Annotated in this window: 22 protein-coding genes, 2 tRNA genes and 1 pseudogene; 4 read left to right on the top strand and 21 right to left on the bottom strand. The window is 68.0% G+C overall.

Annotation, left to right across the window (positions count from 1 at the left end; translation table 11 throughout):
• Positions 1-19 precede the first annotated feature (19 nt).
• From DFR41_RS15915 to DFR41_RS15885, 7 genes are all read right to left on the bottom strand, one after another.
• The gene (locus tag DFR41_RS15915; RefSeq protein ID WP_114803432.1) at positions 20-1,063 is read right to left on the bottom strand and encodes an ABC transporter ATP-binding protein; all 1,044 of its coding nucleotides are present in this window, start codon (positions 1,061-1,063) and stop codon (positions 20-22) included.
• A complete protein-coding gene (locus DFR41_RS15910; protein WP_043117836.1) occupies positions 1,060-2,052 on the bottom strand; it encodes an ABC transporter ATP-binding protein in 993 nt (330 codons plus the stop codon). Before DFR41_RS15910 ends, DFR41_RS15915 begins: the two co-directional genes overlap by 4 nt.
• A complete protein-coding gene (locus tag DFR41_RS27880) occupies positions 2,049-2,972 on the bottom strand; it encodes an ABC transporter permease (protein WP_211322601.1) in 924 nt (307 codons plus the stop codon). Before DFR41_RS27880 ends, DFR41_RS15910 begins: the two co-directional genes overlap by 4 nt.
• Positions 2,969-3,943 carry an ABC transporter permease gene (locus DFR41_RS15900; protein ID WP_114803430.1) on the bottom strand — a complete coding sequence of 325 codons (975 nt, stop codon included), beginning with the start codon at positions 3,941-3,943 and terminating at the stop codon, positions 2,969-2,971. The genes DFR41_RS27880 and DFR41_RS15900 overlap by 4 nt, the downstream gene beginning before the upstream one ends.
• Positions 3,940-5,448 carry a SidA/IucD/PvdA family monooxygenase gene (locus DFR41_RS15895; RefSeq protein ID WP_114803429.1) on the bottom strand — a complete coding sequence of 503 codons (1,509 nt, stop codon included), beginning with the start codon at positions 5,446-5,448 and terminating at the stop codon, positions 3,940-3,942. The genes DFR41_RS15900 and DFR41_RS15895 overlap by 4 nt, the downstream gene beginning before the upstream one ends.
• A 13-nt stretch (positions 5,449-5,461) precedes the next feature.
• Entirely contained in the window at positions 5,462-6,505 is a 1,044-nt protein-coding gene (locus DFR41_RS15890; protein ID WP_114803428.1) for a LysR family transcriptional regulator, read from the bottom strand.
• Positions 6,506-6,835: 330 nt separating this feature from the next.
• Positions 6,836-7,039 (bottom strand): hypothetical protein, encoded by a 204-nt coding sequence (locus DFR41_RS15885; RefSeq protein WP_017759244.1) that lies wholly within the window; start codon positions 7,037-7,039, stop codon positions 6,836-6,838.
• Between the two features lie 694 nt (positions 7,040-7,733).
• On the opposite strand from DFR41_RS15885, the gene DFR41_RS15880 reads away from it, so the two are divergent.
• On the top strand, positions 7,734-8,468 hold the full coding sequence (locus tag DFR41_RS15880; protein WP_244917773.1) for a DNA/RNA non-specific endonuclease: 735 nt from the start codon (positions 7,734-7,736) through the stop codon (positions 8,466-8,468).
• Here DFR41_RS15880 and DFR41_RS15875 read toward each other — a convergent pair.
• From DFR41_RS15875 to DFR41_RS15860, 3 genes and pseudogenes are all read right to left on the bottom strand, one after another.
• A complete protein-coding gene (locus DFR41_RS15875) occupies positions 8,431-9,546 on the bottom strand; it encodes a potassium channel family protein (RefSeq protein ID WP_170159396.1) in 1,116 nt (371 codons plus the stop codon). The genes DFR41_RS15880 and DFR41_RS15875 overlap by 38 nt on opposite strands.
• A gap of 415 nt (positions 9,547-9,961) precedes the next feature.
• Positions 9,962-10,207, bottom strand: a pseudogene (locus tag DFR41_RS28270) (hypothetical protein); the annotation flags it as partial.
• 749 nt (positions 10,208-10,956) lie between these two features.
• Positions 10,957-12,885, bottom strand: a complete 1,929-nt coding sequence (locus DFR41_RS15860) for a solute carrier family 23 protein (RefSeq protein ID WP_114803424.1) — start codon at positions 12,883-12,885, stop codon at positions 10,957-10,959.
• 622 nt (positions 12,886-13,507) lie between these two features.
• Between DFR41_RS15860 and DFR41_RS15855 the strand changes: the two genes are divergently transcribed.
• Positions 13,508-14,095, top strand: a complete 588-nt coding sequence (locus DFR41_RS15855; RefSeq protein ID WP_170159395.1) for an enoyl-CoA hydratase-related protein — start codon at positions 13,508-13,510, stop codon at positions 14,093-14,095.
• Here DFR41_RS15855 and DFR41_RS15850 read toward each other — a convergent pair.
• From DFR41_RS15850 to DFR41_RS27395, 5 genes are all read right to left on the bottom strand, one after another.
• Positions 14,064-14,276 carry a hypothetical protein gene (locus DFR41_RS15850; RefSeq protein ID WP_017759236.1) on the bottom strand — a complete coding sequence of 71 codons (213 nt, stop codon included), beginning with the start codon at positions 14,274-14,276 and terminating at the stop codon, positions 14,064-14,066. The two genes, DFR41_RS15855 and DFR41_RS15850, sit on opposite strands and share 32 nt — an antisense overlap.
• 136 nt (positions 14,277-14,412) lie before the next feature.
• Positions 14,413-14,733 (bottom strand): hypothetical protein, encoded by a 321-nt coding sequence (locus DFR41_RS15845; RefSeq protein ID WP_114803422.1) that lies wholly within the window; start codon positions 14,731-14,733, stop codon positions 14,413-14,415.
• On the bottom strand, positions 14,691-15,083 hold the full coding sequence (locus DFR41_RS15840; protein WP_114803421.1) for a hypothetical protein: 393 nt from the start codon (positions 15,081-15,083) through the stop codon (positions 14,691-14,693). Before DFR41_RS15840 ends, DFR41_RS15845 begins: the two co-directional genes overlap by 43 nt.
• Positions 15,084-15,200: 117 nt before the next feature.
• On the bottom strand, positions 15,201-15,479 hold the full coding sequence (locus tag DFR41_RS15835) for a hypothetical protein (RefSeq protein WP_114803420.1): 279 nt from the start codon (positions 15,477-15,479) through the stop codon (positions 15,201-15,203).
• Between the two features lie 134 nt (positions 15,480-15,613).
• On the bottom strand, positions 15,614-16,117 hold the full coding sequence (locus DFR41_RS27395) for a hypothetical protein (protein WP_147284366.1): 504 nt from the start codon (positions 16,115-16,117) through the stop codon (positions 15,614-15,616).
• Positions 16,118-16,382: 265 nt separating this feature from the next.
• On the opposite strand from DFR41_RS27395, the gene DFR41_RS15825 reads away from it, so the two are divergent.
• The gene (locus tag DFR41_RS15825) at positions 16,383-17,018 is read left to right on the top strand and encodes a recombinase family protein (protein ID WP_017759231.1); all 636 of its coding nucleotides are present in this window, start codon (positions 16,383-16,385) and stop codon (positions 17,016-17,018) included.
• Positions 17,019-17,726: 708 nt separating this feature from the next.
• Here DFR41_RS15825 and DFR41_RS15820 read toward each other — a convergent pair.
• From DFR41_RS15820 to uvrC, 6 genes are all read right to left on the bottom strand, one after another.
• Positions 17,727-17,802: transfer RNA gene (locus tag DFR41_RS15820), tRNA-His, on the bottom strand.
• A 47-nt stretch (positions 17,803-17,849) separates the two neighbouring features.
• A complete protein-coding gene (locus tag DFR41_RS15815) occupies positions 17,850-19,778 on the bottom strand; it encodes a SurA N-terminal domain-containing protein (RefSeq protein WP_114803418.1) in 1,929 nt (642 codons plus the stop codon).
• Between the two features lie 351 nt (positions 19,779-20,129).
• Positions 20,130-20,205, bottom strand: a tRNA-Val gene (locus DFR41_RS15810).
• A 13-nt stretch (positions 20,206-20,218) separates the two neighbouring features.
• The gene (locus DFR41_RS15805; RefSeq protein ID WP_017757574.1) at positions 20,219-20,491 is read right to left on the bottom strand and encodes an HU family DNA-binding protein; all 273 of its coding nucleotides are present in this window, start codon (positions 20,489-20,491) and stop codon (positions 20,219-20,221) included.
• Positions 20,492-20,710: 219 nt separating this feature from the next.
• On the bottom strand, positions 20,711-21,286 hold the full coding sequence (gene pgsA / locus DFR41_RS15800; RefSeq protein WP_017757575.1) for a CDP-diacylglycerol--glycerol-3-phosphate 3-phosphatidyltransferase: 576 nt from the start codon (positions 21,284-21,286) through the stop codon (positions 20,711-20,713).
• Positions 21,287-21,359: 73 nt separating this feature from the next.
• Positions 21,360-23,366, bottom strand: coding sequence for an excinuclease ABC subunit UvrC (gene uvrC, locus DFR41_RS15795; protein ID WP_114803599.1), 2,007 nt, complete (start codon positions 23,364-23,366; stop codon positions 21,360-21,362).
• 155 nt (positions 23,367-23,521) lie between these two features.
• On the opposite strand from uvrC, the gene DFR41_RS15790 reads away from it, so the two are divergent.
• Entirely contained in the window at positions 23,522-25,504 is a 1,983-nt protein-coding gene (locus DFR41_RS15790; RefSeq protein WP_017757577.1) for a gamma-glutamyltransferase family protein, read from the top strand.
• Positions 25,505-25,547 lie beyond the last annotated feature (43 nt).

Here is a 25,547-nt window from a genome sequence, read left to right as displayed (position 1 = left end):
ACAGCGGGAATGCGGTGGGTCAGAGCGCGTCCAGATGGCATGCGCTCTGGTGGCGGATGGCGATGCCGCGCAATTGCGGCACCTCGGTGCGACAGCGGTCCATTACCTGCGGACAGCGCGGATGGAAGTGGCAGCCGCTGGGCGGTGACAGCGGGCTGGGAATCTCGCCGCGGATGGGTGCGAACTGGGCGCGCCGGGCATCGATGCGCGGAATCTCCTGCAGCAGCGCGCGGGTGTAGGGATGGCGCGGATTGGCGAAGAGCTCCTCCACCGGCGCCGACTCGACCACGCGGCCGAGGTACATCACGACCACGCGGTCGCACAGGTGCTCGATCACGCCCAGGTCGTGGCTGATGAACAGGTAGGCCAGGCCCAGTTGCTCGCGCAGGTCCATGAACAGGTTGAGGATCTGCGCCTGGATCGACACGTCCAGCGCGGCCACGGCCTCGTCGCAGACCAGCATGCGCGGCTGCACCGCCAGCGCCCGGGCGATGCCGATGCGCTGGCGCTGGCCGCCGCTGAACTGGTGCGGATAGCGGTGGCGCAGCGACGGGTCGAGGCCGGCGCGTTCGAGCTGGGCGCAGACGTAGTCGTCCTCGCCAGCCGCATCGGTCAGGCCATGCAGCCGCGCCGCTTCGCCCACGATGCGGGCCACGCGCAGGCGCGGGTTGAGGCTGCCGAAGGGATCCTGGAAGACCATCTGTACCTTCAGCCGCGCGGCCAGGCGGGCGCGGTCGTCCATCTGCGCGAGGTCCTGGCCATCGACCCGGACCTCGCCCTCGCTGGGCGCCAGCAGGCCGGCGGCGATGCGGCCCAGGGTGGACTTGCCACAGCCCGATTCGCCGACCAGGCCGACCACCTCGCCGGGCTGCACTTGCAAGTCCACATGATCGACGGCATGGGTGATGGCGGGCGCTTCCCCCAGGCCGAGGGCGCGCAGGCGGCGGTCCAGCCAGCCTTCCTGGCGCTCGCCGAAGCGCTTGGAGATGGCACGCAGGTCGACCAGCGGTGTGCCGGTGGCCGAGGGCTCCCGGCCGACGGAAGAAGAAAGCACGGCACTCATTCAGCAGCTCCCGGATGGATGCACCGCGCCTGGTGTGCCGGCACCTCGGCCCGCGGCGCGACGAGGGCCGGCACGGCCACCTGGCACTCTGGCGTGGCCCGCGGGCAGCGCGGCGCGAAGGCGCAGCCGGCGGGCAGCCGCGCCAGGTGCGGCGCCATGCCCGGGATCTGCTTCAGCCGGGCTCCACGCCGGTTGGCGCTGGGCAGGCTGCCGATCAGGCCCTGGGTGTAGGGATGCTGCGGCCGGTCGAGCACGTCGTCCACGGCGCCGATCTCGACGATGCGGCCGGCATACATCACGGCGATGGCGTCGGCCAGGCCGGCCACCACCGACAGGTCGTGGCTGATCCAGATCATGGCCGTGCCGCTGTCCTTCACCAGCTTCTGCATCTCCGACAGGATCTGCGCCTGGATGGTCACGTCCAGCGCCGTGGTGGGCTCGTCCGCAATGATGAGTGCCGGCTTGTGCAGCAGCGCGATGGCGATGGCCACCCGCTGGCGCATGCCGCCCGAGAGCTGGTGCGGATAGGCGCGCAGCCGCTCCTCGGGGCTGGGAATGCCCATCAGCGCCAGCGTCTCGGCCGCATGGCGGCGGGCGGTGGCGGTGTCCACGTCGCGGTGGGCGCGCACCGCCTCGACCATCTGCACGTCGATGCGCAACACCGGGTTCAGGGTGGCCATCGGGTCCTGGAAGATCATGGCGATGCGGTCGCCACGCAACTGCCGCAAGGCTTTGGGCGGCAGCGTGCGAAGGTCCTGCCCCTGGAACAGCACCTCGCCGCCTTCGATGCGCCCGGGCGGATCGACCAGGCCCATGACCGAGAAGCCGGTCACCGACTTGCCGGAGCCCGATTCGCCCACCAGGCCCAGCACCTGGCCCCGGCCCAGCGTGAAGGAGACGCCATCGACCACCGGCAGCACGCCGTCGCGGGTGTGGAAGCGGGTGCGCAGGTCGCGCAGATCCAGCACGGGAGTGGTATCGCCGCTCACTTCTGCAACCTCGGGTTCAACACGTCGCGCAACTGGTCGCCCACCAGGTTGATCGCAACGATGGTGGCCAGCAGCGCCAGGCCGGGAAACAGGCTGATCCAGTATTCGTTGGACAGCAGGTACTGGTAGCCGTTGGAGATCAAGAGCCCCAGCGAGGGCTCGGTGATCGGCACGCCCAGCCCCAGGAAGGACAGCGTCGCCTCCAGCGTGATGGCGCGCGCCACCTGCAGCGCGCCGATCACCAGGAGCGGCGGCAGGCAGTTGGGCAGCACATGGCCGACCAGGATGCGCCACGGCGGAATGCCCTGGCCGCGTGCGGCATCGACGTATTCGCGCCGCGTCTCCACCAGCGCCTGCCCGCGGGCGGTGCGCGCGTAGTAGGCCCATTCGAGCAGCACCAGCGTGAGCACGACGTTGGTGATGCCCTTGCCCAGGTAGGCCAGGATCATCAGCGCCATCAGGATGGTCGGGAAGGACAGCAGCAGGTCCACCAGCCGCATCAGCAGCGCATCGACCCGGCCGCCGGCATACGCGGCCAGCAGGCCGACCAGCGTGCCCAGCACCGCGGCGATGAGGGCCGAGCCCACGCCCACGCCCAGGCTGATGCGCAGGCCGTAGACGATGGCCGAGTACAGGTCGCGGCCCTGGCCATCGGTGCCCAGCCAGTAGGTGTAGCCGCCCTCGCCACGCGGCGAGCCCGGCGGCAGGCGGGCGTCGAGCACGTCCAGCTGCAACAGGTCGTAGGGGTTCTGCGGCGTGATCCACGGCGCGGCCAGGGCCACGACGACGACCACGGCCAGCATCAGCAGCCCGGCGACGGCGACGCGCGACTGCAGGAAGTCGCTGCCCACGCGCCACCAGAAGCCGCGCTCGGGTTTCGGTGCGGCGGTGGACGAAGAAGAGGTCGGCAACGCGCTCACTTGGCGCCCTCCAGCCGCACGCGCGGATCGAGCAGGCGGTAGAGCACGTCCACCACCAGGTTCAGCGTCACGAAGATCACGACCACCACCATCAGGTAGGCGACCACCACCGGTCGGTCCAGCGAGTTGATGCTGTCCAGGATCAGCTTGCCGGCGCCTGGCCAGGCGAAGATGGTTTCCGTGACCACCGCATAGGCGATGGTCGAGCCCAGCTCCAGCCCCAGCACCGTGACCAGCGGGATCAGCGTGTTGCGCAGCACGTGCACGCCCACCACCCGCACCGGCGACAGGCCCTTGGCCCGCGCGAACTTCACGAAGTCCTGCGGCAGCACCTCGCGCACGCCGGCGCGCGTGAGCCGCAGCACCAGCGAGATCTTGAACAGCGCCAGGTTGAAGGCCGGCAGCAGCAGGTGCTGCAGCCCGTCGAGCGTGAGCCAGGACCATTCGATGCCGAACAGGCTGCGCGTCTCGCCGCGGCCGCCGGCCGGCAGCCAGCCCAGCTGCACGCTGAACACCATGATCAGCATCAGCGCCACCCAGAAGGCCGGCAGCGAGAAGCCCACGATGCTGGTGGCCATGATGGCGCGCGAGGCCGGATGCTCCGGCTTCATGCCCGCGAACAGGCCCAGCGGCACGCCGATGAGCACGGCCATCAGCAGTGCGGCCACGGCGAGCTCCATGGTGGCCGGCAGGCGGTCCAGGATGATGCGGATGGCCTCGTCGTGGTAGACGAAGCTCTTGCCCAGCTGGCCCTGCACCGCGCCTTCGAGGAAGGACAGGTACTGGCGCCACAGCGGCTGGTCCAGGCCCAGGCGGGCGATGGCCGCGGCCCGCTCGGCCTGGTTCATGTCGTCGCCGATCAGGATGTCCACCGGGTTGCCGATGGCATGCAGCCCGACGAAGACGATCAGCGTCATCGCCCAGACGACCAGCAACGCCTGGCCGAGCCGGCGCAGCAGCCAGCCGATCATGGAGCGGCCCCTTCGCGCGCCAGGGCCGCTTCCTCATAGGCGGGAAACGACGCCTCGGTCCATTCGTGGCCCTCGAGTTCGGGCTCCGCATAGCGCTGCATGGCGGCGAAGTGCGCGTCGGCGTCCTCCACCATCAGCTGGCCGGCCAGGCCACGGGCCAGGCGCTGCGAGCCGTCGGTGATCTGCGGGATGTCGCCCGCGCCTGCCCCCTGCGACAGCGCGGCGGCGTAGTTGTAGCAATGCACCCGGTCCAGCCCCGGGCAGCTGCCAGGCACCCGTTCCTGGAACTCGAACAGCGGTCCCAGGTCGGGCGACTCGGCCAGTTCCTCGTCGTCCTGGCCCTCGGGCGTGGCAAAGCGGTCGCGCCACAGCCGCACATGCGGCTGCAGGCCGGCGAACTCGGGGCGCTGCGCCCAGTCGATGCGAAAGCCGGTGCAGAAGATGACGAAGTCGGCCGCCAGCGGGCCCTTGGCCGTCTCGACGCGGATCACGCCGTCGGGCCGCACCGTGGCGCCCGTCGCGCCCGCGCCCAGGTGGAAATGCGCCTGGGCATGGCGCGACACGCGCAGCGTGCTGCCCTGGGGCGGCGGCACCTGCTGCACGTTGAGGTAATGGCGGAAGCGCCACTTCCATTCGTCCGGCAGCATCCAGTAGCCGTGCGACATGCCGGGGCTGCCCGAGCCCTTGCCCTTGTTGATGCGTGGCAGCTCGCGCCGGCGGATCAGGAGGTCGACGCGGGCGGCACCGTTCTCCAGCGCGGTGGCTGCGGCGTCCATGGCCGAAGCGCCGCCGCCGATCACGGCCACGCGCTTGCCGCGCAGCATGGCGCCATCCCAGGCATGCGAGGAATGCACCCAGCGTTCGCGTGGCAGGGCATGGGCCCAGTCCGGCACCCACGGGCCGCCCAGGCCGTCGCGGCCAGTGGCGATGACCACGTGGCGCGCCAGCACGGTGTGGGCGCGGTCGCCCTCGCCTTCGTCGACCAGGTCCAGCTGCACCACGCCATCGGCCCGCGGACGCACCGCCGCCACGCGCTGCCGGTTGCGCACATCCAGCCGCAGCACCTGGCGGTACCAGCGCAGGTAGTCCATCCATTGCAGCCGTGGGATCTTGTCGAGTGCCCGCCAGGCGTCCAGCCCGAACTGCGACTCGAACCAGGCACGGAAGGTCAGCGCCGGCAGGCCCAGGGCGGGACCGGTCAGCTCCTTGGGCGAGCGCAGCGTCTCCATGCGCGCCGTGGTCGCCCAGGGCCCCTCGAAGCCGGCCGGCGCCTGGTCGAACACCACTGTTTGCACGCCCAGGTGCTTGAGCGAAGCCGACAGCGTGAGCCCCGCCATGCCGCCACCAATGACGGCCACGTCGATCACCGGCTGGCCGTCGCGCGCGCTGGGCGGCACCCAATGCTTCGGCGGCAGGCCGAGCCAGAGCAGGTCCTGGCGCAGCCGCTGCTCCAGGTGGGGCAGACCGGCTGGGGGCGTGAAGGCATCGGGGGCGGGCGAACTCATGGGGCGCTTTCGGTCAAGGGCGGGAAGAAGAGGAGGAGGAGGAGGACGGCCCGGCACCCTGGGCGGCCTGCAGCAGCCGTGCGTGGGCCTCGGGCGGATGGGCGACGAATCCGGGCAGGCGCTTCGCAGCCTGCTGCAGCGCATCGGCCAAGGCTTGCACCCGGCGGGTGATGGGCCGGCCCTGCGGCACCACGGCGCCGAAGAAGAAGGGAATGTGCACGTCCAGCGGCCGCACCTGCACGCCGGCCAGCGGCACGCCATGCACCGTGAGCGGGTCCAGCAGCGCGATGCCCAGCCCGGCGCGCACCAGGGCCTGGGCGTTGACGGAGGAATTGGTGTCGATGACGTCCGCACCGCGCGCGCCGCCCTCGCCTGCCGATGCGCTTTCGCCGGCTGCGTCGGCGTCGGTGGCGGCACGACCCAGCAGCGCGTCGATGCGATGGCGCAGCCGGAAGGGGTTGCTCAGGGTGACCAGCCGGCGCCCGGCGAGCGCGGCGGCGGGCACGACCTCGTGCGCGGCCAGCGGGTCGCCATCGGGCAGCACGGCCACGCAGGGCGCCTCGCCGATCCACAGCACCTGCAGGCCGCGGTGCTCCAGCGGCAGGCTGGAGACGCCCAACTGCACGGCGCCGGCCAGCACCGACTCCATCACCCGCTCGGGCGAGCCGCTGACCAGGCGCACCGCGCCGGTGCCCTCGCCCGCTTCCAGGGCCTGCAAGGCGGCCGGCACCAGCCCGAGCGCCGCAGCCGACGTGGCCGCCAGCACCAGCGGCTGGGCACCGCCGCGGCCGATCTCGTCCACCCGCTGCTGCAGCCGGCGCCAGTCGCCCAGCAGCTGCTGCACCTCCTCGAACAGTTGGAAGCCCTCGGCCGTCGGCGCCACGCGGGGGCCATGGCGGGTGAAGAGCGCATAGCCGGCCGCCGCCTCCAGCTCGTGGATCAGCCGGGTGACGGCCGGCTGAGAGCGGTCGAGCAGGCGCGCCGCGCCCGTGATGCTCCCGGAGGACATCACGGCGGCGAAGGCTTCGAGCTGACGAATATCGAGGTTCTTGATCATCCGATTTGCGAATGATCAAGCATGAAGCATGCAAGCTTCAAATACTTTTATCGAAAAAGCTTATTCGGGGGGCGGCGCGGCGGCCGGGATGGTCCGCTGGCAGCCCGGCGTGGGCGCGGGCTTTCCCGGATGAAGCCGGGGCGGGCTCCTGTCCAGCCGACGCCGGGCGAAAAAAAGCCCCGGGGCTGGGGCGAGGTGGTTGAGCCTGTCTATTGATTGAAGTGGGACGGGCGGCGCCGGGAGTCGGTGCCAGCGCCAGCCGGCCTGTGGAAGCGGCAGCCACTCTCAGGCGGCAAGGCCGCCCGCCGGGTGCCCCGGTCTCACGGCCGATCAGCCGTGCCGGGCGCGATCCGCGGAGCCAGGCGCAAGCATGCCGAAGACAGAGGACGCGAAGGCAGCGGCGCCCGGCATCGCGCCGTTCAGATCGCGCTCCTCCCACTCCGCCGCCTGATGGCTGGCCCAGATCAGGCTGAAGAAGAAGAGGCCGCACGCCACTTCCACGGCGATGAGCGAGACAACGATGAAAACCCACATGGCAGCACCTGAAAAATTACGTCGAAACGTTACACCTCGAAACGTACGGTCCGCAACTGACGTTGACCCGACCCTCTTGAAAACGCCCGATGAACGGCATAGGAAAAACGCTGAGGCGTGCGCTATTGCACAGATGCGCAGCGAAACCCGCCGCGGTGGCAACCAGCGCGACGAGGGCGGTGCCACTCAGTACACAGTCAGTGACAACCATTAACGTGGTGGCCATGGCACGCAAGGAAGACTTCGCCCACAAAGCCTCGCTGCGGGCCACCGTTCTGGCTCTCTGGCTCGTGGCGGCCACGTTGGCCGTCGCGGCCATGCTGATGCAGTGAAACGGAAACACCCCCCTGTCGCTTCACGGCTCCGGGCGGCCGCCAGAGGCGGCTGCGCTCCGGGCACGTCCAAGCCTGCAGTGGCGGGCTTGGAGCCGCGGCGGTTTGATGCGATAGGGGTACTACTTGGCGCCCTGAAGACTTGAGTGGGTGCCAGCCAAGCGCAGCCGAGTCGACTCGCCCTTCCCCATCGACACGCACGCGCCCGGCGCTGACATCAGGGCACTGCGGCCGGCGGGGGGCTGCTCAGTAGACTCGCCGACTTCATGGCGAATCTGAACAAACGTTTCCAAGTCATCCAAACCTTTTCACAAACTGTCGTCGCCCTGGCCGCGGCCGTGCTGCTCCTCGGCTGCGGGCCCTTGGAGCCCCATGCGCGCGGCGCCCGCGACTCGGCCGCCGCTGCGCGGCCGGCCCCCTCTACCGCGGCGCTCAACCCGGATTTCGGCCGCTGCCCCCAGTTCTTCGCCGGTGGCCGGGCGCCTGCCGTGGCCATCGGCGGACGCCTTCGGGCCCTGTGCTTCGACAACTTCGCCGTCCTTCATTCCGGCGAGACGCGCACGCCGGTCTACGTGGCCGAGCGGCTGAACCGGGAGATCCTGCTCAAGGCGAAGACGGTGCAGCGCCACGACCGCTTCTTCGCCGACGCCCGCCTGCCCTCGGGCGAGCGCGCCGACCTGGACGACTACCGGGGCTCCGGCTTCGCACGCGGCCACATGGCACCCGCCGCGGACATGCCCACGGACCAGGCGATGGCGCAATCCTTCAGCCTGGCCAACATGGTCCCGCAGGACCCGCGCCAGAACAGCGGCCCCTGGGCCCGCGTGGAAGAAGACACGCGCAAGTACGTCATGCGTGCGCAGGGGGACGTGCATGTGATCACGGGCCCCGTGTTCGCGGACCAGCGGACCATCGGCCGCAATGGCGTGCGCGTGCCCTCGCACCTGTTCAAGCTGGTCTACGACCCGGCCACCGGCCGGGCCTGGGCACATTGGCAGCAGAACCGGCCCGATGCCAAGGTCAACAAGCCGCTGAGCTATGCCGCCTTCCAGCAGTGGCTCAATCTGGACCTGCTGCCGGGCGTGAAGGTCCGCTGAACGACGACAGGCGCCCGCACCTGTTCGGCGTCTGGGGCGTCGCGGCCATCGCAGCCGTCGTGGAGGGCGCAACGCGCAGCGAGCTGGGCATCGAAGGAGCGAGCAGGCGGTGGTCCGGCCGGCTACGCGGCCGGGCCGCCGTCGTCGGCGGGCGTGCCGCAGATGCACGTCCAGGCCCGCCATTCGGCCTCGGTGAGCCGGCCATCGGCCCGTGCCAGCGTGGCGAACCGCGCGTGGTCGGCCATGAGGCCGAGCTTGCGGATGTCGCACACGAGCGACTTGAAATGCTCGATCGCATGCGCTGGCTCGGCAGCGATGATGTGCAGCGGCAGCTTGGACAGGTCGGCGGCCATCTCCCGGGCCGCCGGGCCTCCTGCATGAGCACCTCCACGTCTTCAGCCGACAGGTGCAGCCGCTTGACCTCGCGGTTGAGGATCTCCGCCTCCTCCTCCGACAACACGCCATCGCCCAGCATCTCGAAGAGTTCCTGGCGCAGCGCATCGCGCTCCTTGTGCAGCTGGTCGGAGAAAGCCGACGACAGCAGCGCCGCCGGGATCGCGAAGATGCCGATGCCGATCAGGGCCAGCACGATGGTCACGGCACGGCCCGCGGGCGTGACCGGCGTGATGTCGCCGTAGCCCACCGACGCCAGCGTGATGACCGCCCAGTAGATGGACTGCGGGATGTTCTCGAACTTGTCGGGCTGCGCGTCGTGCTCGAACACATAGCCCAGGCTCGCCGTCAGCACGACGAGCAGCACCATGATGAAGGCCGCGGCCGCCATCACCGGCCATTCCCGCCCGATCACCTTGGCCAGCGTGCGCGTGGCGTCGGTGTAGCACGTGAGCTTGAGCAGGCGCAGCAGCCGGAAGATGCGCAGGAAGCGCAGGTCCAGCACGTAGTTGAGAAAGGCTTGCGCAAAGAAGGGCAGGACCGCCAGCAGGTCGACCAGCATGCCCGGGCTGCGTGCCTGCCGCAGCCGGCCGAGCAGCGGCCCTTCGTGGCCTTCCTCCTCGACGCAGGCATACAGCCGCAGGCAGAACTCGAGCGTGAAGATCGCCACCACCGAGACGAGCACGCAGCCGGCGATGACGAAAATCGAAGGCGCTGTGCAGCCGGCCGCCATAAGGGCTGGCAAACACCAGGGCATGGGCCTTCTGCCGCAAGCTGCGCCCCGCGTTCAACTGCCGGAACTCCTGGACGGCCGGCACCAGGAAGCGGAAGAGCTTGAGGATGCGCAAGAGCCGGAAGACCCGCTGGACGCGCAGGTCGATGGGCACCACGGCATGCAGCACGCTGGGCAGGATGGCGACGAGGTCCAGGACCGCATAGGGGTTGCGCATGAAGGCCGGCCGCGGACGCGCCGCCCCGGCGAAGGCGGGATCCTCCGGCGCCGTGTAGAGGCGCAGGGCGTACTCGATCGCGAACACCACCACCGAGACCGCGTCGAACAGGTGCAGCCAGCGCCGGGCCGCATCCGGCACGCCCGCCGTCGCTTCGAACACGGTCACCAGCAGGTTGGCGCCGATGAGCCATGCGATGGCGCGGTCGAACCGGCGCTGATGGTTGCTGACATTGCCCGGGTCCAGCAGCCAGGCCCACAGGAGCCGGCGCAGCCGCTGGCGCGGGTTCAGGGCAGAGGCCTCCTGCCGCGCCCGGTCGCCCACGACGGCGGGCACCGGGCCGCGGCCCGCATGGCGGTAGGAACGCGGCTCGGGCGTCTTGGGCTCGTCGGTCATGGAGGGAATGGCGGACATGGATGGAGAGCGTGCAGGGCGTCGCGCAGTGAGTGCCGCTCAGAGCGCCAGATCCGCCACGTCGAGGGCGTAGCCGGCGCTGTCGCAGACCTGCAGCCGCAGCGCCAGGGGATGGGTCAGGGTATCGCCCGGCGCCAGACCGGCCGCAGTGCCGTGGCCGGCTGCGGCGTCGGATGCGGGCGGCACACGCCGGCCGACCACGATCTGGCCGAAGGTGGTGTGCGCTCCGTGCTGGCATCGCTCGATCACCTGCAACGGGGCACCGCTGAAGGCGTTGCGCACGCCCGCCAGCGGCCCGCCCTCGGCCACCAACACCCGGGCACAGTTGCCCCCGTGCGGCACTTCGCGAGGCCCGGACGGTGCCAGCGCTCAGGCCTGCGCCACCGGGTCGTCAGAACGGTGCCCGGCCTGCACCATCCATTGGTGAAGGGCGTGTGCCTGCGCCCGGCTCTGCTCGGTGCGCACGGCGCTTGACCAGGTTCGCTGCGCCGCCACCACCATGCAGACCATGGCAGCCGCGGCGAGGACTAGAAAGACGGCATCGCCGCGGACGCGGCGTTCTGCATGTGGGGAGGATGGAGAGACTGGCACGACCACCGCGCAGCACATGGAGGGGCCCCGGCGTCCGCAATAGGATGCGCCAGTCGGTCGACGGACCATGGCACATCTTTCCTGCCTTCGCGCGAGGCGATGTCATCGATCGCCAATGGGGCAGCGCCCCCAGGCGTGCGTCAGTGGGCCGTGGCCGGGCCGGCGTCGAAGGCCCGCATCCGCGCGGTCACGATGGGATTCGCATCGGCCACCAGATCGTCGAAGCGGTAGTTGGCGATGCGGGCCATCTCGACCAGCGCCGCCGCGCGCTCGACCGCGGGCGCATTGCCCAGCCGCTGCCATCCCTGGCTCACCATGCGCTCGTAATGCGCGTCGCGGGCGCTGATGATGAGCGGGAAGCCGAACTGCGCGCGGTAGGCGCGGGCCATGGCCGCCACGTCTTCCTGCGAGGTGGCGGTCATGCCCGCCTTCTCATGGTCGAGCAGGTACCCATTGGCGCCATCGCCATCGCTGCCCAGGTCGGGAAAGGCCTTCATCAGCGCCGCCTGCTCGTCGACGGTGCCTGTCAGCAGGGTGTTCTGGAAGGCGGTGCGCAGCGCATGCGTGTTCTCGAAAGGCCGCAGGTCGAATGCACGCGCCAGCACCCAGTCCATGTTCTGCACCAGGGGACCGAAGGTGGCGTCGAACTCCTTGCGGCTCATGCTGTTGACCTGGTCGAGGCTCACCAGGCTCCCGGGCCGGCCGGCCACGGCGGTGTGGGCGCTGCCGCCCAGGTGGTTGAACACGATGTTCAGCAGGATGGCCGTGAGCGCACCCAGCGTGATGCCGCTGCCGAACACGATCTCGGCCCAGCTCGGGAATGCCGTGGTGACGAAGGGCTGCGCGGTCACCAGCATGCCCAGGCCCAGGCTGGTGCCCAGGATCACGATGTTGCGGTGGTCGTTGAAATCCACCTTCGAGAGCGTCTGCACGCCCACCACGGCCACGGCCGCGAACATGGCCAGCGCCGCGCCGCCCAGCACCGGGTGCGGAATGCCTTCGACGATGGCTGCGGCCTTGGGCAGGGAGCCCAGCACGATCATGATGAAGCCCGCCGCCACCACCACCCAGCGGCTCTTGACCTGGGTGAGCCGCACCAGGCCGACGTTCTCGGCGAAGCAGGTGTAGGGAAAGGAATTGAACACGCCGCCCAGGAAGGTGGCCGCGCCGTCGGCGCGGATGGCCCGCGCGATGTCCTCGCTGCCGATGCGCTTGCGCACGATCTCGCCGGTGGCGTAGACGTCGCCCGTCGTCTCGACCATGGTGATGCACATCACGATCAGCATCGACAGGATGGCCGTGATGCTGAAGGTGGGCATGCCGAAGTAGAACGGCGAGGTGTAGCCGAACCAGGCCGAGCCGGCCACCTTGTCGAAGTGCGCGTCGCCCAGGGCCCAGGCCACCAGCGTGCCCACCACCAGGCCCAGCAGCACCGCGACCGTGGCCATGAAGCCGCGGAACACGCGCTGGATCAGCACGATCAGCGCCAGCGTGCCGAAGGCATAGAGACAGTTCTTGAGCAACACCGGGTTCTGGATGGCGTTGGGACCCTTGCCCACCACGATGTCGTTGGCAGCCACCGGCAGCAGGGCGATGCCGATGATCAGGATCACCGAGCCCGTGACGATGGGCGGAAAGAAGCGGATCAGCCGCGCGAAGTAAGGCGCCGCGAAGAAGGTGAACAGCCCCGCCACCAGCACGGAGCCATAGATCTGCAGCAAACCGGTGACGCCACCGCCCGCCGCCAGACCGATGGCGATCATGGGGCTCACGGCCGTGAAGGTCACGCCCTGCAGCAGCGGGAGCCGCACGCCCACCTTGCCGAGCCCCCAGGCCTGGAGGATGGAGGCGATGCCGCAGGTGAAGAGGTCCGCGTTGATGAGGTGGATCAGCTGCTCGCTGCTCAAGCCCAGCGCACCGGCCAGGATGATCGGCACCAGCACCGCGCCCGCATAGAAGGCCAGCACATGCTGGAAGCCATAGGCCGCGAGCTGGGGAATGGGCAGCACTTCATCGACGGGATGGACCCGGCGCGGCGCCGCGGATGGGGGTGTGACAGCAGTTTGCATGGTCTTGCTCTTGGAGCTTGTGGAGGGAAACGAAAGAAGCGCTGAGGCGCGCGCAGCGCGCCGCGGAGTCCGTTGCCGATGACATGCACGCTCCCTGATCGCTCTTGTTCGTGCGTTCCCGTGACGCCAACGGTCTCCAACGTCGCATTCGAGCATGCAAGGGACATACCGTCGGACGAGGTGGTGGACATTGAATCGCCAAGACCGCGAACAAGTTCACGACGATCCATTCACAGACGGCCGAGTTCGCGCGGAAGAGCACTCTCCATCGGCCTTGCAACGCGATGGCTCCGCACGCTGGCGGGCCACCATGCGCCATTCACGCGCCCGGCGACGCACCATTCCATCGCACGATCGCCGTTGAATTCTTCTCACCGATTGACACCCCAGGGCCTTCCCCGCACCCGGCAGGGCTTGGCAACACCACTCGTACATGGGCAGGCTTTCTGCTTGCCACCAAGTGGCTGTGACGGCCTCCGTGCAGGCGGCAGCGGACATGCAATCGAACTCTGTGACTCTCACACCATGGCCGTGGACATCGCCTCGCCCGACCTTCCTCTCCTCACCTATGCCGGAGGCATCGCCACCATCCGCCTGAACCGCCCCCCTGTTCAGCAACTGGGTGCGCGACGAGGACCTGCGCTGGATCCTCAGTACGCTGCTCGCGCTCGATGCCGATCCCGCCGTCAAGGTGGCGGTGCTCACGGCCGACACGGGTGGACAGGCACGGCCGGTCTTCTGCGGCGGCTACGAGATCACCGAGGCCAATCCCGAGGCCCGCAACGCGCTCTTCACCACCACGACGACCGCCCTGGCGCAGCTGCGCCCGGTCACCCTGCGCGCCCTGCGCGGCAGCGTGTACAGACCGGCCCTCGACCTGGTGGTGGCCTGCGACATCCGCGCCGCCGTGAGCGGCACGACCATCCATCTGCCCATGGAGATGAGCCCGCTCAACAGCAAGTCCTTTTATGCGCGGGTCAGCCGCCATCTGGGCATCGACGGCGCAAGGCGCGCCTTCCTCTCGGGCAACGCCATTTCCACCGAAGAACCGGGCACGAGAGGCGTGTTCGAGGGCGTGATCAGGCCGGGCGCCTTCGACGCCTTCGACGCCTTCGACGGCTACGTCGGCACCCTTGTCGGGCAGATCGCCACCCTCGAAGCCAGGACCATCCAGTCGGTCAAGCAGGCCCCCGCGCCAGCATGGCGTTGATCAGCGCGTCGCCGCACAGCAGCGTGTTCAGGGCACCACCGAGGGCATAGGAGGGGCTGGTGGTCGAGTCGCCAGGCTGGATGCCGCAACTGGTGGAGACGAAGGACAGGTACGCCGCGCGCCAGCCCAGCACGAAGTCGCTGTACATGCGCTGGGTCATGGCCTGCCGGTAGACGTTCATGCCCCCATGACGGCGCCGATCAGGATCAAGATCGCCACCAGCACCAGTGGCAACTCGACCAGGTTGAAGCCGGCGAGCCTCTGTCGGGAGGCGGCCGTCCGTCGTGTCTTTCGCATGCTTGGCATTCCTTCCGGGTTCAGTCGAGGTTCATCCCGCCTGCAATGGCCGCACGATCCCGCGCCGCAACCGCGTCGGAAAGTGCCTGGGCCTGGGACGCCTCGTCGTCGTGGGCCTGCTGGGCCTGTTCTGCCGCACTGGCCAGGTTCAGCGCGAGGCCTTTCAGGGCATCGATCTTTTCGAACAGATGGCCGATGTGCACCGCCACGTCGAGACCCGACGAACCGCAGGCCGCAATGGCCTCGGGCTGCGCGCCGTACTGGGGCACCGCGGTCATGGCGGTCACCACATCTGCCGTCAGGCTGGCCGCATTGGCACAGGTCGCGAGCACGTTGGCCACTTTCGGTGGCTGCCGGGCGGCCTCGGTGACCAGATCGCGATGTTGTGGTTGGCCGAGCCCGCCACGGAGATGTTGAAGCTGTCGGAGCCGTTGCCGGTGTTGCTCAGCACGTGCGGGGCATAGATGACCGCCCCAGCTGCACCGGCCTTGGTGTTCGCCCCGTACAGCGGACCGCTCGTGGTCGCCTGGGCGCCCAGGGTGAACGAGCCAACCTGCTGCACCGCGGTGACGACGACGTTGGAAGCCGCCAATTGCGGGTTGCCGTTGGTGTCGAGGTACGACGCCGAGGCCTGATTGGAAATGGCCGCATTCGCGGCGGGAGCGGCGGCGAAGGCGGACGAACTTCCCATCAGGAAAGCGGCCGCCAGCGCCAGCGCGCTGCCCCCACGCCGCCGGGCGCCCGAAGGCCCGCGGGTTCGTGGACAACGCCCTTGGGACACCGCGGCGGCACCCGCCCGCCGCATGCGTCAGGGTTTGGTGGGCGTGGCGGGCTTGAGCACCGCGCTGGTGGAGGTGGTGCTGACCGTGCTGACCGTGCCGCCGGCCATGGCACCGGCGCCAGGAGGCGGCACCGTCTCGACCTTGAAGCGCGCCACGACGGTGACCTCCGCCCCCGGGGCCAATTGGTCGACGGACCAGCGCGCGTTCCGGCACTCGCTGTAGACCCGGTTTTCGGTGCGACCGTTCGGCAGCTTGCGCGTCAGCGGATCGGCGTCGTAGACGCCGGAGCCGGGGGCGAACTGCACGCCCCTTGCGGGGCTGGGCCGAGTTGGGCAGGCATTCCAGCCCCTCCGGCAGCGGGATCGTGGCGGCCAGTTGTTTGACGGGCTGGGCGTTCACGTTCTTGTAGACGGCGCGGTACTCCAAGGTGCGAGCTTCTTCATGAGCCGCATGAGGATCGTTCTCTTGCTTGTGACGGCAAGCGGCTTTTGCCGATAGACCGCACGGGTGGTGCGCATGAGCTGGAAGAACGCGTCGAAGGAGAGGGCGTGGTCTTTGGGTCCGCGGGGGCCAGCAGGAGCGCTCGCTCGCAGAGGTTAAGGCGAAGCCGGTGGCCGTCGGGCGCACGGAGCAGCCAGCCGTCTCCCAGCAACACCCAGCCCGTATCGCCCAGCGGCCCCTCATTGGCGTGCTCGGGCAATGCGGCGAGCGACGGGACGTCGCGCGCGGGGACAAGGATGTTGTCGTGGCTTTGAAGGGGATGCGACGCATCGTTTGCCGATGTGTCGGTGCGGCCGCCGATCAGGCCGTAATCGCCGATGGCGTCGCGGTAGGCGCAGATGGCGTTGAGCATCTCGCGGCGTTCGCGCTCCAGCCGTTCAAAGCCGAAACGGTCGACGCGGCCAGGCTCCAACCGCTGGGGGAGTTCGATGCCGGGCTTCATGCCAGCGCCCGAGCGCCGCGCATGGCAGACACCTCGTCTACACGTAGGTAATCTTTGTGATGGACAAATGGGCACCGTTACGCCCTAATACTTAAGAACCATCCCAGTGACGTCTCTTACTCTTTGTCCTTTTTTCATCATAAATGTAAATGAACAAAACAAAGAGTACCCTTTTGTCAATGCCTAGACTCCCAACTCGTTAACTACTTTTCAGGTAAGTGACGCGCCATGCCCCAAAGGTGGGTGCGCACCCCTCACCCGGATCATGAAAGTTGGCTACGCACGCGTTTCAACCGATGAACAAAGTGTTGAGCTTCAGCTTCGGGCGCTGGAGCGCGCTGGCTGTGATGTTCTCTACACGGACCAAGGCGTGTCCGGCGCAGTGTTCGACCGCCCTGGACTTGCGAGAGCGCTACGGCGCTTGAAACCCGGCGACACCCTGGTCGTCTGGAAGCTGGATCGACTGGGACGCTCGGTCAACGGGCTGGTCCAGGTGGTCGCCTCCCTCGGGCGACGAAAGATTCAGTTCGCCTCTTTGTCCGAGAGCATCGACACAGGCACTGCGGGTGGCGTGCTCATCTTTCATCTGATGGGCGCCCTGGCGGAGTTCGAGCGCTCGCTCATCAGCGAGCGCACCAAGGCCGGCATGGAAGCCGCGCGCGGGCTGGGCCGGCACGTCGGGCGTCCCCGAGCTCTGACAGCCGAGCAGCTTGACGAGTTGACGCTCTACCTGGGACGGGAACCCTTGGGTGCCCTCGCAGGAAGGTTCGGCGTTCACATCCGCACGCTGCGGCGCTATATGCGCTCCCTGGAATCCTTCGACGACCTTGGGGCCGCCAAGAAGGGGGAACTGCCGTTGCTCACCCCGCCACCCCCTCCCCTCGACTACCCGGACTGCTGACGCGCGCCCCGGGGACTGGGTAAAGGCCAAGCATCCGCCGCGAACCCACCAGCGCCGGTCACATGCGGCGAAGGGGTGCGCCTTGACAGCAGAACAATGGTCTGCGGCCTTGGAGCTTCGCGAAGGATCGGCGTCCACGCGCTCCGGAAGGTCCGTCGACGATACAGGTGTGATTCGCGTACGAACCGGCCAAATACCGCAAGTGACGGACGTTGGACCGCGCCGAGTCTGCGCGGCCAGCCACGGCGCATGCCACCGCAGTGCGCTCGAAAGTCATCGGAACTGCCGACGCTCTTGCAGTTGCAAATGTGCCCAACCCGGTGGACGGAGCATTCTTTGAGCACTGGCAATTTCCGTCGAGCGTAATACGGAGTCAGTAACCGACGGCCCGTGCTTTGTACTTGATTTAAATCAAATCAGTTAATGATTGCGCTGGACCGCTGGGCGACAAGACGTCTTTGGTTCGAGCCATGCCAGAGCTTCAAAGATCTCGTCAAGAATGCGCATTGCGCGCAAGGCGAAGCCGTCAGCCCAACTCACCGATCTGAGAGTTGAGCACCCCATGCCACGGCATAAACGGCGTGTGGTGCGGGAGATGAGGGGGGAAAGCGCCTTGCACTGCAATCCAGTGCAAGGCCTCCGTGCGCAGGGAATGCTGGCCCGGAAAGAGAAACGGGCACCTAAGTGCCCGTTTCTATGCGTATCCGATGGGGTGGCTGATGGGACTCGAACCCACGACGACCAGAATCACAATCTGGGACTCTACCAACTGAGCTACAGCCACCGAGAGAACTTCGGAGTATAGCGGAAAAATTCCGCCTCTCCCGAAAATCAGTTCACGACCACTGAAGGAGCGCCGGAGGGGTGCGGCACCTTGATCGTCGCCTTGAAGCGGTCCTTGAGCATCGCGTAGTAAGCCTCGGCCTCCGCGCCCGCCATGGCTTGCGAAAGCTGCGTCCGCTCTTGCTGGCGCTGGTCCGCGGGCACCTCGGCCGGCGGCAGCGTCTTGTTGACGCGCACCACGGCATACCCTTCGGCACCGAGATCCACGCCGACCCACGCGGGCAGCTTGGCGGGATCGGCACGCAGGGCCGCCTCGACCACAGCCGACGGCTGCGAGCTGGCGTTGTCGTTGCGTGACACGGCGATGGGCTGGCCCAGACCGGCAGGCACGGCACCGGCCGCAGCACCCTCCCAGGCCTTGAGCTTGGCCTCACCCTCGGTCTTGGCGGCCGCTGCCGCGCGCTCGGCGACCAGTTCCTGGCGTACACGCGCCTTCACTTCGTCGAAGGTCTGCGTGCGCGCTGGAACGTGGCGCGTCACGCGACCGACGGCGAGCTGGTTGCCGCCCAGGTCGATGGCCTCGGTGTTGTGCTTGCGCTCCAGGGTGTCCGCCGCGAACAGTGCATTGATGAAGTTGCGGTTGCCCAGGGGACCCTGCGCGCCAGGCACGGGCGTGCGACCCACACCCTGTGCCTTCTGGATCTGCAGCTTGAGCGCATCCGCCGCGGGCTGCAGACTGTCGGCCTGCTGGTAGACCAGGTCGGACAGGACCTCGGCCTGCTTGGCAAAGGCCTGCGAGGCCTGCTGGCCGCGGATCTCGTCCTCGATACGGGCACGCACCTGCTCGAAGGGCGGCACCACGGCCGGCTTGATGTCGTCGAGGCGGATGATGTGATAGCCGTATTCGGTCTCGACCACATTGCTGATCTCGTCCTTCTTGAGCGCGAACATCGCATCTTCGAAAGGCTTGACCATCGCACCTCGGGTCACGAAGTCGAGTGCCCCGCCTTGCGCCGCGGAGACGGGGTCCTGCGAATTCTTCTTGGCCAGGTCGCCGAAGCTGGCCGGCGTCTTGCGGACCTCGGCCAGCAGCTCCTCGGCGCGGGCCTTGGCCTTGGCCCGGTCGGCGCCGGGTGCGTCCTTGCCTGCGGCGATCAGGATGTGCGAGGCCTTGCGCTCTTCCTTGGTGCCGAAGCGGTCCTTGTTCTGTTCGTAGTAGGCCTTGAGGTCGGCGTCGGGGACGGCGATGGTCTTCTTGACCGCCTCCATGTTCAGCACGATGTACTCGACGTCCGCCTGCTCGGGAAGCTGATAGCGGCTCGTGTGGCTCTTGTAGTAAGACTCCAGGTCGGCATCGGAGACGGACACCTTGCCGGCGAAGTCCGCCGGCGCAAAGCGGGCCACCTGCACCTCGCGGCGCTCGCGCAGCGCATTGCTCAGCACATCGAGCAGCGCAGGGTTCGGCGCGGCCGAGCCGGTCACGCCACCGAGCAGTTGCTGCGTGGCGAGATCGGCGCGCACCGCAGCCTCGAATTGTTCGGGCGTGCGACCCGTGGCCATGATGAAACGCTGGCGGTCGAAGTTGCCCTTGTCGTCGCGGAAGCTGGCAAGCCCAGGATCCTCGGTGAAGACACGGGTGAGGCGGCCGTCGGACACGGTCATGTTGGTCTTGAGGGCCGCCGCCGTGAGCACACGATTGCGGACCATGCGTTCCAGCGTGGCGTAGCGCGCAGCGTCGGAATCGAAGACCGACGCATCGAGGCTGGGCATCTGCTGGCGCAACCGGTCGGTCTCGTTGCGATGCTGCTGCTCCCATTCGGTACGAGTGATCGACTGCCCATCGACGGAGGCGACCACGTCGCCACGGTCACCGTTATTGGTGTAGTTCTGCACGCCGAACAACACGAACGAGGGAATGATCAGCAAGAACAGGACGATCATCACGATCTTGTTGTACTTGCGGAAGAAATCAAACATGCCTGCACACCTCTAGGATCGGACGCCACAGCGCCCGCGGAGACGACGAGAAACAAAGGCGAACATGACGTCCGCCACCGGTCACGGAGGGGGTGAATGCTCGGGGACGATCCCTGACCTTGGCTGGCAAGAGATGTTGTTGTACGACTGCTTGCAGCACCTGCCCTGACGCCGGCTGGTCGAACCGGCGGGCGGATTCTAGCTGCGGCGCATGCGCTCATTGCTGCCCACAAACGCCGATGCGACGGGGCTGCGTGAACGCGAGGCACCACGCGAATCCAAGTGGGAGTGCGGTTTCGCGTTAACAATGCAAAAGGCCCGGATCTCTCCGGGCCTTCACATCAATCGGGGTGGTGGGTGCTGAGGGGCTCGAACCCCCGACCTACGCCTTGTAAGGGCGCCGCTCTACCAACTGAGCTAAGCACCCCCGACGGTTCGATTCAGTTCAGTGCGTCCTTGAGCGCCTTGCCGGGACGGAACTTGGGAACCTTCGCAGCCTTGATCTTAATCGCAGTTCCGGTCCGCGGATTGCGCCCCGTACGCGCCGCCCGCTTGCCCACCGCGAACGTGCCGAAGCCGACCAGCGACACCGAGCCGCCCTTCTTCAGCGTGGTGCGGATCGCACCCAGCGTGGACTCCAGCGCCCGCGTGGCCGCAGCCTTGGAGATGTCGGCGTTCTTGGCGATGTGTTCGATCAGTTCGGTCTTGTTCACAAGGGCCTCTTGGCGGAAGGTTGATCAGCGATCGGAAGCGCGAGCGGACCCTCCGGGGGCGTGCGCCGTGGTCATCAAACGGGGAGGGAGACGGTTCCGAGGACATCGGCCCTGGCGGCCGAGCGGCAGATTACAACCATGCGGTCAAGGAGTGTCAATAAGCCGTGGCCGCGCCGCCATCATCTGCAAACAGATTGCACAACAACTTCACAAAGTAGTTCAGCCGCGGGCCTCGGTGCGTGCGCGGATCTCGGGGATCGCCTTGCGCAGGTAGTACACCATCGACCACACGGTGAGCACCGCGGCGGCCCAGATCAGCCAACGTCCCCACAGGCCCGTGTCGATGGTTCCGAACAGCATGCCCTGGTAGAGCAGGAACGGAATGGCGACCATCTGCACGGTGGTCTTGACCTTGCCGATCATGTGCACGGCCACGCTCTTGCCCGCGCCCAGCTGGGCCATCCATTCACGCAATGCAGAGATGGCGATCTCCCGCCCGATGATGATCAGGGCCACGAACACATCGGCGCGGTTGAGGTGCACCAGCACCAGCAGCGAGGCGCACACCAGGAACTTGTCGGCGACCGGATCGAGGAAGGCACCGAAGGCCGAGGTCTGGTTGAGGCGCCGTGCGAGGAAGCCGTCGAGCCAGTCGGTGGCGGCGAAGACGATGAACATCACCGTGGCGATGAGGTTGCGCATGCCCTCGGGCAACGGCAGGTAGAAGACGCCCACGATCAGGGGAATCGCGACGATGCGCGTCCAGGTCATGATGGTGGGCAGGGTCCAGAACATCGGGAGATTGTGGCATGAGGCCACTGCCCCCTTGACGCTGCCGATGCTGTGCAAAGCCGCGTCCGGGCCGGCATCAGTGAAGCGCGCGGTAGATCTCTTCAGCCAGGTCGCGCGCAATGCCGTCGACGGATGCAAGGTCCTCCACGCTGGCCGCCGCCACGCCGCGGATGCCGCCGAAGCGCTGCAGCAACCGGGCCCGCCGCTTGGGGCCTACGCCCGGGATGTCCTCCAACTGGCTGCCCCCCACACGCACCTTGGCACGCTTGGCGCGCATGCCCGTGATGGCAAAGCGGTGGGCCTCGTCGCGGATCTGGGCGACGAGCATCAGGGCCGCGGAGTCCCGTCCCAGGTAGACCTTCTCGCGGCCGTCGGCAAAGACCAGTTCCTCGAGGCCCACCTTGCGGCCTTCGCCCTTCTCCACGCCGACGATCAGCGACAGCGGCAGGCCCAGCTCGACGAAGACCTCGCGGGCCATCGACACCTGGCCCTTGCCGCCATCGACCAGCACCAGGTCGGGCATGCGCGCGCCGGCCGTGCCAGGCGGTGCATCCGCACCGCCGCCATCGCCCGGCGCGGGCGCCTGCGCCTCGGCGGCCATGGCCTCGGCGATCTTGCCGTAGCGCCGCATCAGTACCTGACGCATGGCGGCATAGTCGTCGCCGGGTGTGATGCCCTCGATGTTGTAGCGGCGGTATTCGCGGTTCTGCATCGCATGGTCCTCGAAGACCACGCACGAGGCCTGCGTCGCCTCGCCCGCCGTGTGCGAGATGTCGAAGCACTCGATGCGGAACTGGGCGAGGTCGTCCGGCGCCAGCTCCAGCGCGTCAACCAATGCGCGTGTGCGGGCCTGCTGCGAGCCCTCTTCGGCGAGCAGGCGGGCGAGCTGGATGTCGGCATTCTTCTGCGCCATCTCCAGCCACAGGCGCCGCTGCGACCGGGGCTGGAAGACGGCCGTGACACGCTGACTGGACTGCTGCGCGATGGCCTCGATCAGCTCGCGCCCGACCACCTCGCCCAGCACCAGCGTGGCGGGCGCCGGCGCCTCGATGTAATGCTGGGCGATGAAGGCCTCGAGCACCTGGCGCTCGACCGAGGGCAACAAAGCGCCCTCCTCCGCGCCTTCGGCCGGTCCGCCGTCGTCGTCGGCGACGTCCTGCTGCAGCAGCGAGGCATCCTCCACATGCGCCGGGAAGTAGGCCCGGTCGCCCAGATGCCGGCCGCCGCGCACCATGGCCAGGTTGACGCAGGCCTTGCCGCCTTGCACCTTCACGGCCAGGATGTCGACGTCCTTGTCGTCCACGATCTCCACCGACTGCTGGTGCAGCACACGCGACAGGGCCGACATGCGGTTGCGCAGTTCGGCGGCCTGCTCGAACTCCAGCCGCTCGGCGTGCTGCATCATGCGGCCCTCCAGTTCGGCCAGCACCTGCTGCGTCTCGCCGCGCAGAAAGGCTTCGGCGTTGGCCACGTCGTGTGCGTAGTCGGCCGGCGCCACATGCCCCACGCACGGACCGCTGCAGCGCTTGATCTGATAGAGCAGACAGGGCCGGGTACGGTTGCCGTAGACCGTGTCCTCGCAGGTGCGCAGCTTGAAGACCTTCTGCAGCAGCTGGATGGATTCCTTCACCGCCCAGGCGCTTGGGTAAGGGCCGTAGTAGCGATGGCGTCGGTCCGTCGCGCCGCGGTAGTAGGCCAGGCGCGGAATGCTGCCAGGCGCGAGACCGTCGCTGCCATCGCGATCGCGAACGCCGGTGATCTTGAGATAGGGATAGCTCTTGTCGTCGCGGAACAGGATGTTGTAGCGCGGCTTGAGGGTCTTGATGAGGTTGTTCTCGAGCAGCAGCGCCTCGGCCTCGGAGCGCACCACCGTGGTCTCCATCCGGGCGATCTTGCCGATCATGTGGCCGATACGCGTGCCGCCATGGTTCTTCTGGAAGTAGCTGGAGACGCGGCGCTTGAGGTTGCGTGCCTTGCCCACATACAGCACGGCGCCCGCGACGTCGAAGTAACGGTAGACCCCCGGCAGAGAAGGAAGGGCGGCCACCTCGGCCAGCAATTGTTCGGAATGCACCTCGGACATGGGCACCATTGTGGCCCGCGCTCCCGGAACGAATCCTGCTACACAACTCTGCAATATCTAGGATGATTTGCGTTCCCCGTTCAACAACAAGAGTCGGAATCCCCGTGAAAACTTCTGAAGACAAGCGACGACTGTGGGTCCTCGCTCCCCTTGCCATGGCCGTCTCGGTCGCCGCCTGCGGCGGCGGCTCGGACAACAACGACCAGCAGGCCCTGGCCGCAGCACTGATCGCCGCGAGCGCCAACACGCCGGCACCATCACCCGCGCCCGCACCCGCTGCCCCTGACTACAGCTGTCAGACGACCACCAGCGGTTCGCCGGTGGTGGTCGGCTCAGGCCTGCAGGGCGACCCGGCCGCGCCGGAGCCGGCATCCGGCTATGTGCCGGGCAAGAAGGTCATCTATGCGAAGACCTACATGGTGGTCGCCAACCATCCGCTGGCCACCAAGGCCGGCTGCGACATCCTCAAGGCAGGCGGCAGCGCGGTCGACGCGGCCGTGGCCGTGCAGGCCGTGCTCGGCCTGGTGGAGCCCCAGTCGAGCAGCCTCGCGGGCGGCGCCTTCCTGCTGCACTTCGATGCCAAGACCAAGAAGGTCGAGGCCTACGACGGCCGCGAGACGGCCCCGGCGGCCGCCACGGCCGACTACCTGCGCTACATCAGCGACACCGACAAGACCACGCCCAAGCCCAGCGCCCGCGCCAGCGGCCGCTCCATCGGCACGCCCGGCGTGATGCGCATGCTCGAGATGGCCCAGGCCGACCACGGCAAGCTCGCCTGGAAGGACCTGTTCGGCGAGGGCACCAACCTCGCCACCAACGGCTTCAAGATCGGTGGCCGCATGGCCGCTGCCATCGCGGGTTCGGCCTCCAACCTCAAGCGCGACGACGAGGCGGCCGCCTACTTCCTCGACGCCTCGGGCAATCCGAAGCCACTGGGCGCCACGCTGACCAATCCGGCCTATGCCGGCGTGCTCAAGGCCATGGCCTCGCAGGGTGCCGATGCCATGTACACCGGCCCGATCGCCCAGGACATCGTCGCCAAGATCGGCATCACCGCCGGCATCGACGGCTCCGTGATCACCCCAGGCCTGACCACGCTGGACGACCTGAAGAACTACCGCCCCAAGCGCCGCGACCCGGTGTGCACGACCTACCGCAGCTACTACATCTGCAGCATGTCGCCGCCCTCCTCCGGCGGCATCGGCGTGCTCTCGACGCTGGGCATTCTGGAGAACTTCAACATGGCGCTGCATGCGCCCACCGCCGTCGACCTGGAAGGCGGCAAGCCGACCGTGATGGGCGTGCACCTGGTTTCCGAAGCCGAGCGCCTGGCCTATGCCGATCGCGACAAGTACGTGGCCGACACCGACTTCGTGCCGCTGCCCGGCAACAGCCCGGATACGCTGCTCAACAAGACCTACATGCGCACCCGCGCCAACCTGATCGACTTCACCAAGAGCATGGGCACCGCGCAGGCCGGCGACCTGGGCCCCGTGCCGCTGGGTATCGACAAGACGCCCGAAAACGGCACGACGCACCTGACCATCGTCGACAAGGAGGGCAACGTCGTCACGATGACCACCACGGTGGAGTCGTCCATGGGCTCCTACCACATGGCGCGCGGCATCCTGCTCAACAACCAGTTGACCGACTTCTCGGCCTCGCCCACCGACAGCAACGGCCTGCCCGTGGCCAACCGCGTCGCACCGGGCAAGCGCCCCCGCAGCACGATGGCGCCGACCATGGTGTTCAACGGCAGTGCGCCCGGCGACTTCGTGATGGCCACCGGCTCGCCCGGCGGCGGCACGATCATCCAGTACGTGGTCAAGACGCTGGTCGGCGCCCTGGACTGGAAGCTGGACGCACAGCAGGCCACGTCGATGGTGGACTTCGGCGCCTCCAATTCGACCACCACCAACGTGGGCGGCGAGCATCCCAACATCGATGCCACCAGCAACGGTGCCAACGATCCGCTGGTGACCGGCCTGCGCACCCTGGGCCACACGGTCTCGGTCAGCGCACAGTCCAGCGGCATCAGCACGGTGGTTCGCACGCAGGTGAACGGCAAGGCGGTGCTCAGCGGCGGTGCAGACCCACGCCGCGAAGGCATCGTGCTCGGCGACACCTTCACGCCGTGATGCGCGGCATGCGCACGAGGCGCCGGCGCTAGCCGGGCCTCGC

Origin of the sequence: Pseudacidovorax intermedius, from assembly GCF_003350475.1 — a bacterium.
GTDB lineage: Bacteria > Pseudomonadota > Gammaproteobacteria > Burkholderiales > Burkholderiaceae_C > Xenophilus > Xenophilus intermedius.
Note: the sequence above shows the minus strand (reverse complement) of the source record. Positions and strands in the feature narration are given on the sequence as shown.

Excerpts from the sequence above, each read along its gene's own strand:
- DFR41_RS15840 (WP_114803421.1), bottom strand. The coding sequence starts at position 15,083 with ATGGGAAGTTCGTCCGCCTTCGCCGCCGCTCCCGCCGCGAATGCGGCC.
- DFR41_RS15900 (WP_114803430.1), bottom strand. The coding sequence starts at position 3,943 with ATGATCGGCTGGCTGCTGCGCCGGCTCGGCCAGGCGTTGCTGGTCGTC.
- DFR41_RS15825 (WP_017759231.1), top strand. The coding sequence starts at position 16,383 with ATGAAAGTTGGCTACGCACGCGTTTCAACCGATGAACAAAGTGTTGAG.
- DFR41_RS15850 (WP_017759236.1), bottom strand. The coding sequence starts at position 14,276 with ATGAACGTCTACCGGCAGGCCATGACCCAGCGCATGTACAGCGACTTC.
- DFR41_RS15815 (WP_114803418.1), bottom strand. The coding sequence starts at position 19,778 with ATGTTTGATTTCTTCCGCAAGTACAACAAGATCGTGATGATCGTCCTG.
- DFR41_RS15860 (WP_114803424.1), bottom strand. The coding sequence starts at position 12,885 with ATGCAAACTGCTGTCACACCCCCATCCGCGGCGCCGCGCCGGGTCCAT.
- uvrC (WP_114803599.1), bottom strand. The coding sequence starts at position 23,366 with ATGTCCGAGGTGCATTCCGAACAATTGCTGGCCGAGGTGGCCGCCCTT.
- DFR41_RS27395 (WP_147284366.1), bottom strand. The coding sequence starts at position 16,117 with ATGAAGCCCGGCATCGAACTCCCCCAGCGGTTGGAGCCTGGCCGCGTC.
- DFR41_RS15895 (WP_114803429.1), bottom strand. The coding sequence starts at position 5,448 with ATGAGTTCGCCCGCCCCCGATGCCTTCACGCCCCCAGCCGGTCTGCCC.
- pgsA (WP_017757575.1), bottom strand. The coding sequence starts at position 21,286 with ATGTTCTGGACCCTGCCCACCATCATGACCTGGACGCGCATCGTCGCG.
- DFR41_RS15885 (WP_017759244.1), bottom strand. The coding sequence starts at position 7,039 with ATGTGGGTTTTCATCGTTGTCTCGCTCATCGCCGTGGAAGTGGCGTGC.
- DFR41_RS15790 (WP_017757577.1), top strand. The coding sequence starts at position 23,522 with ATGGCCGTCTCGGTCGCCGCCTGCGGCGGCGGCTCGGACAACAACGAC.
- DFR41_RS15890 (WP_114803428.1), bottom strand. The coding sequence starts at position 6,505 with ATGATCAAGAACCTCGATATTCGTCAGCTCGAAGCCTTCGCCGCCGTG.
- DFR41_RS15915 (WP_114803432.1), bottom strand. The coding sequence starts at position 1,063 with ATGAGTGCCGTGCTTTCTTCTTCCGTCGGCCGGGAGCCCTCGGCCACC.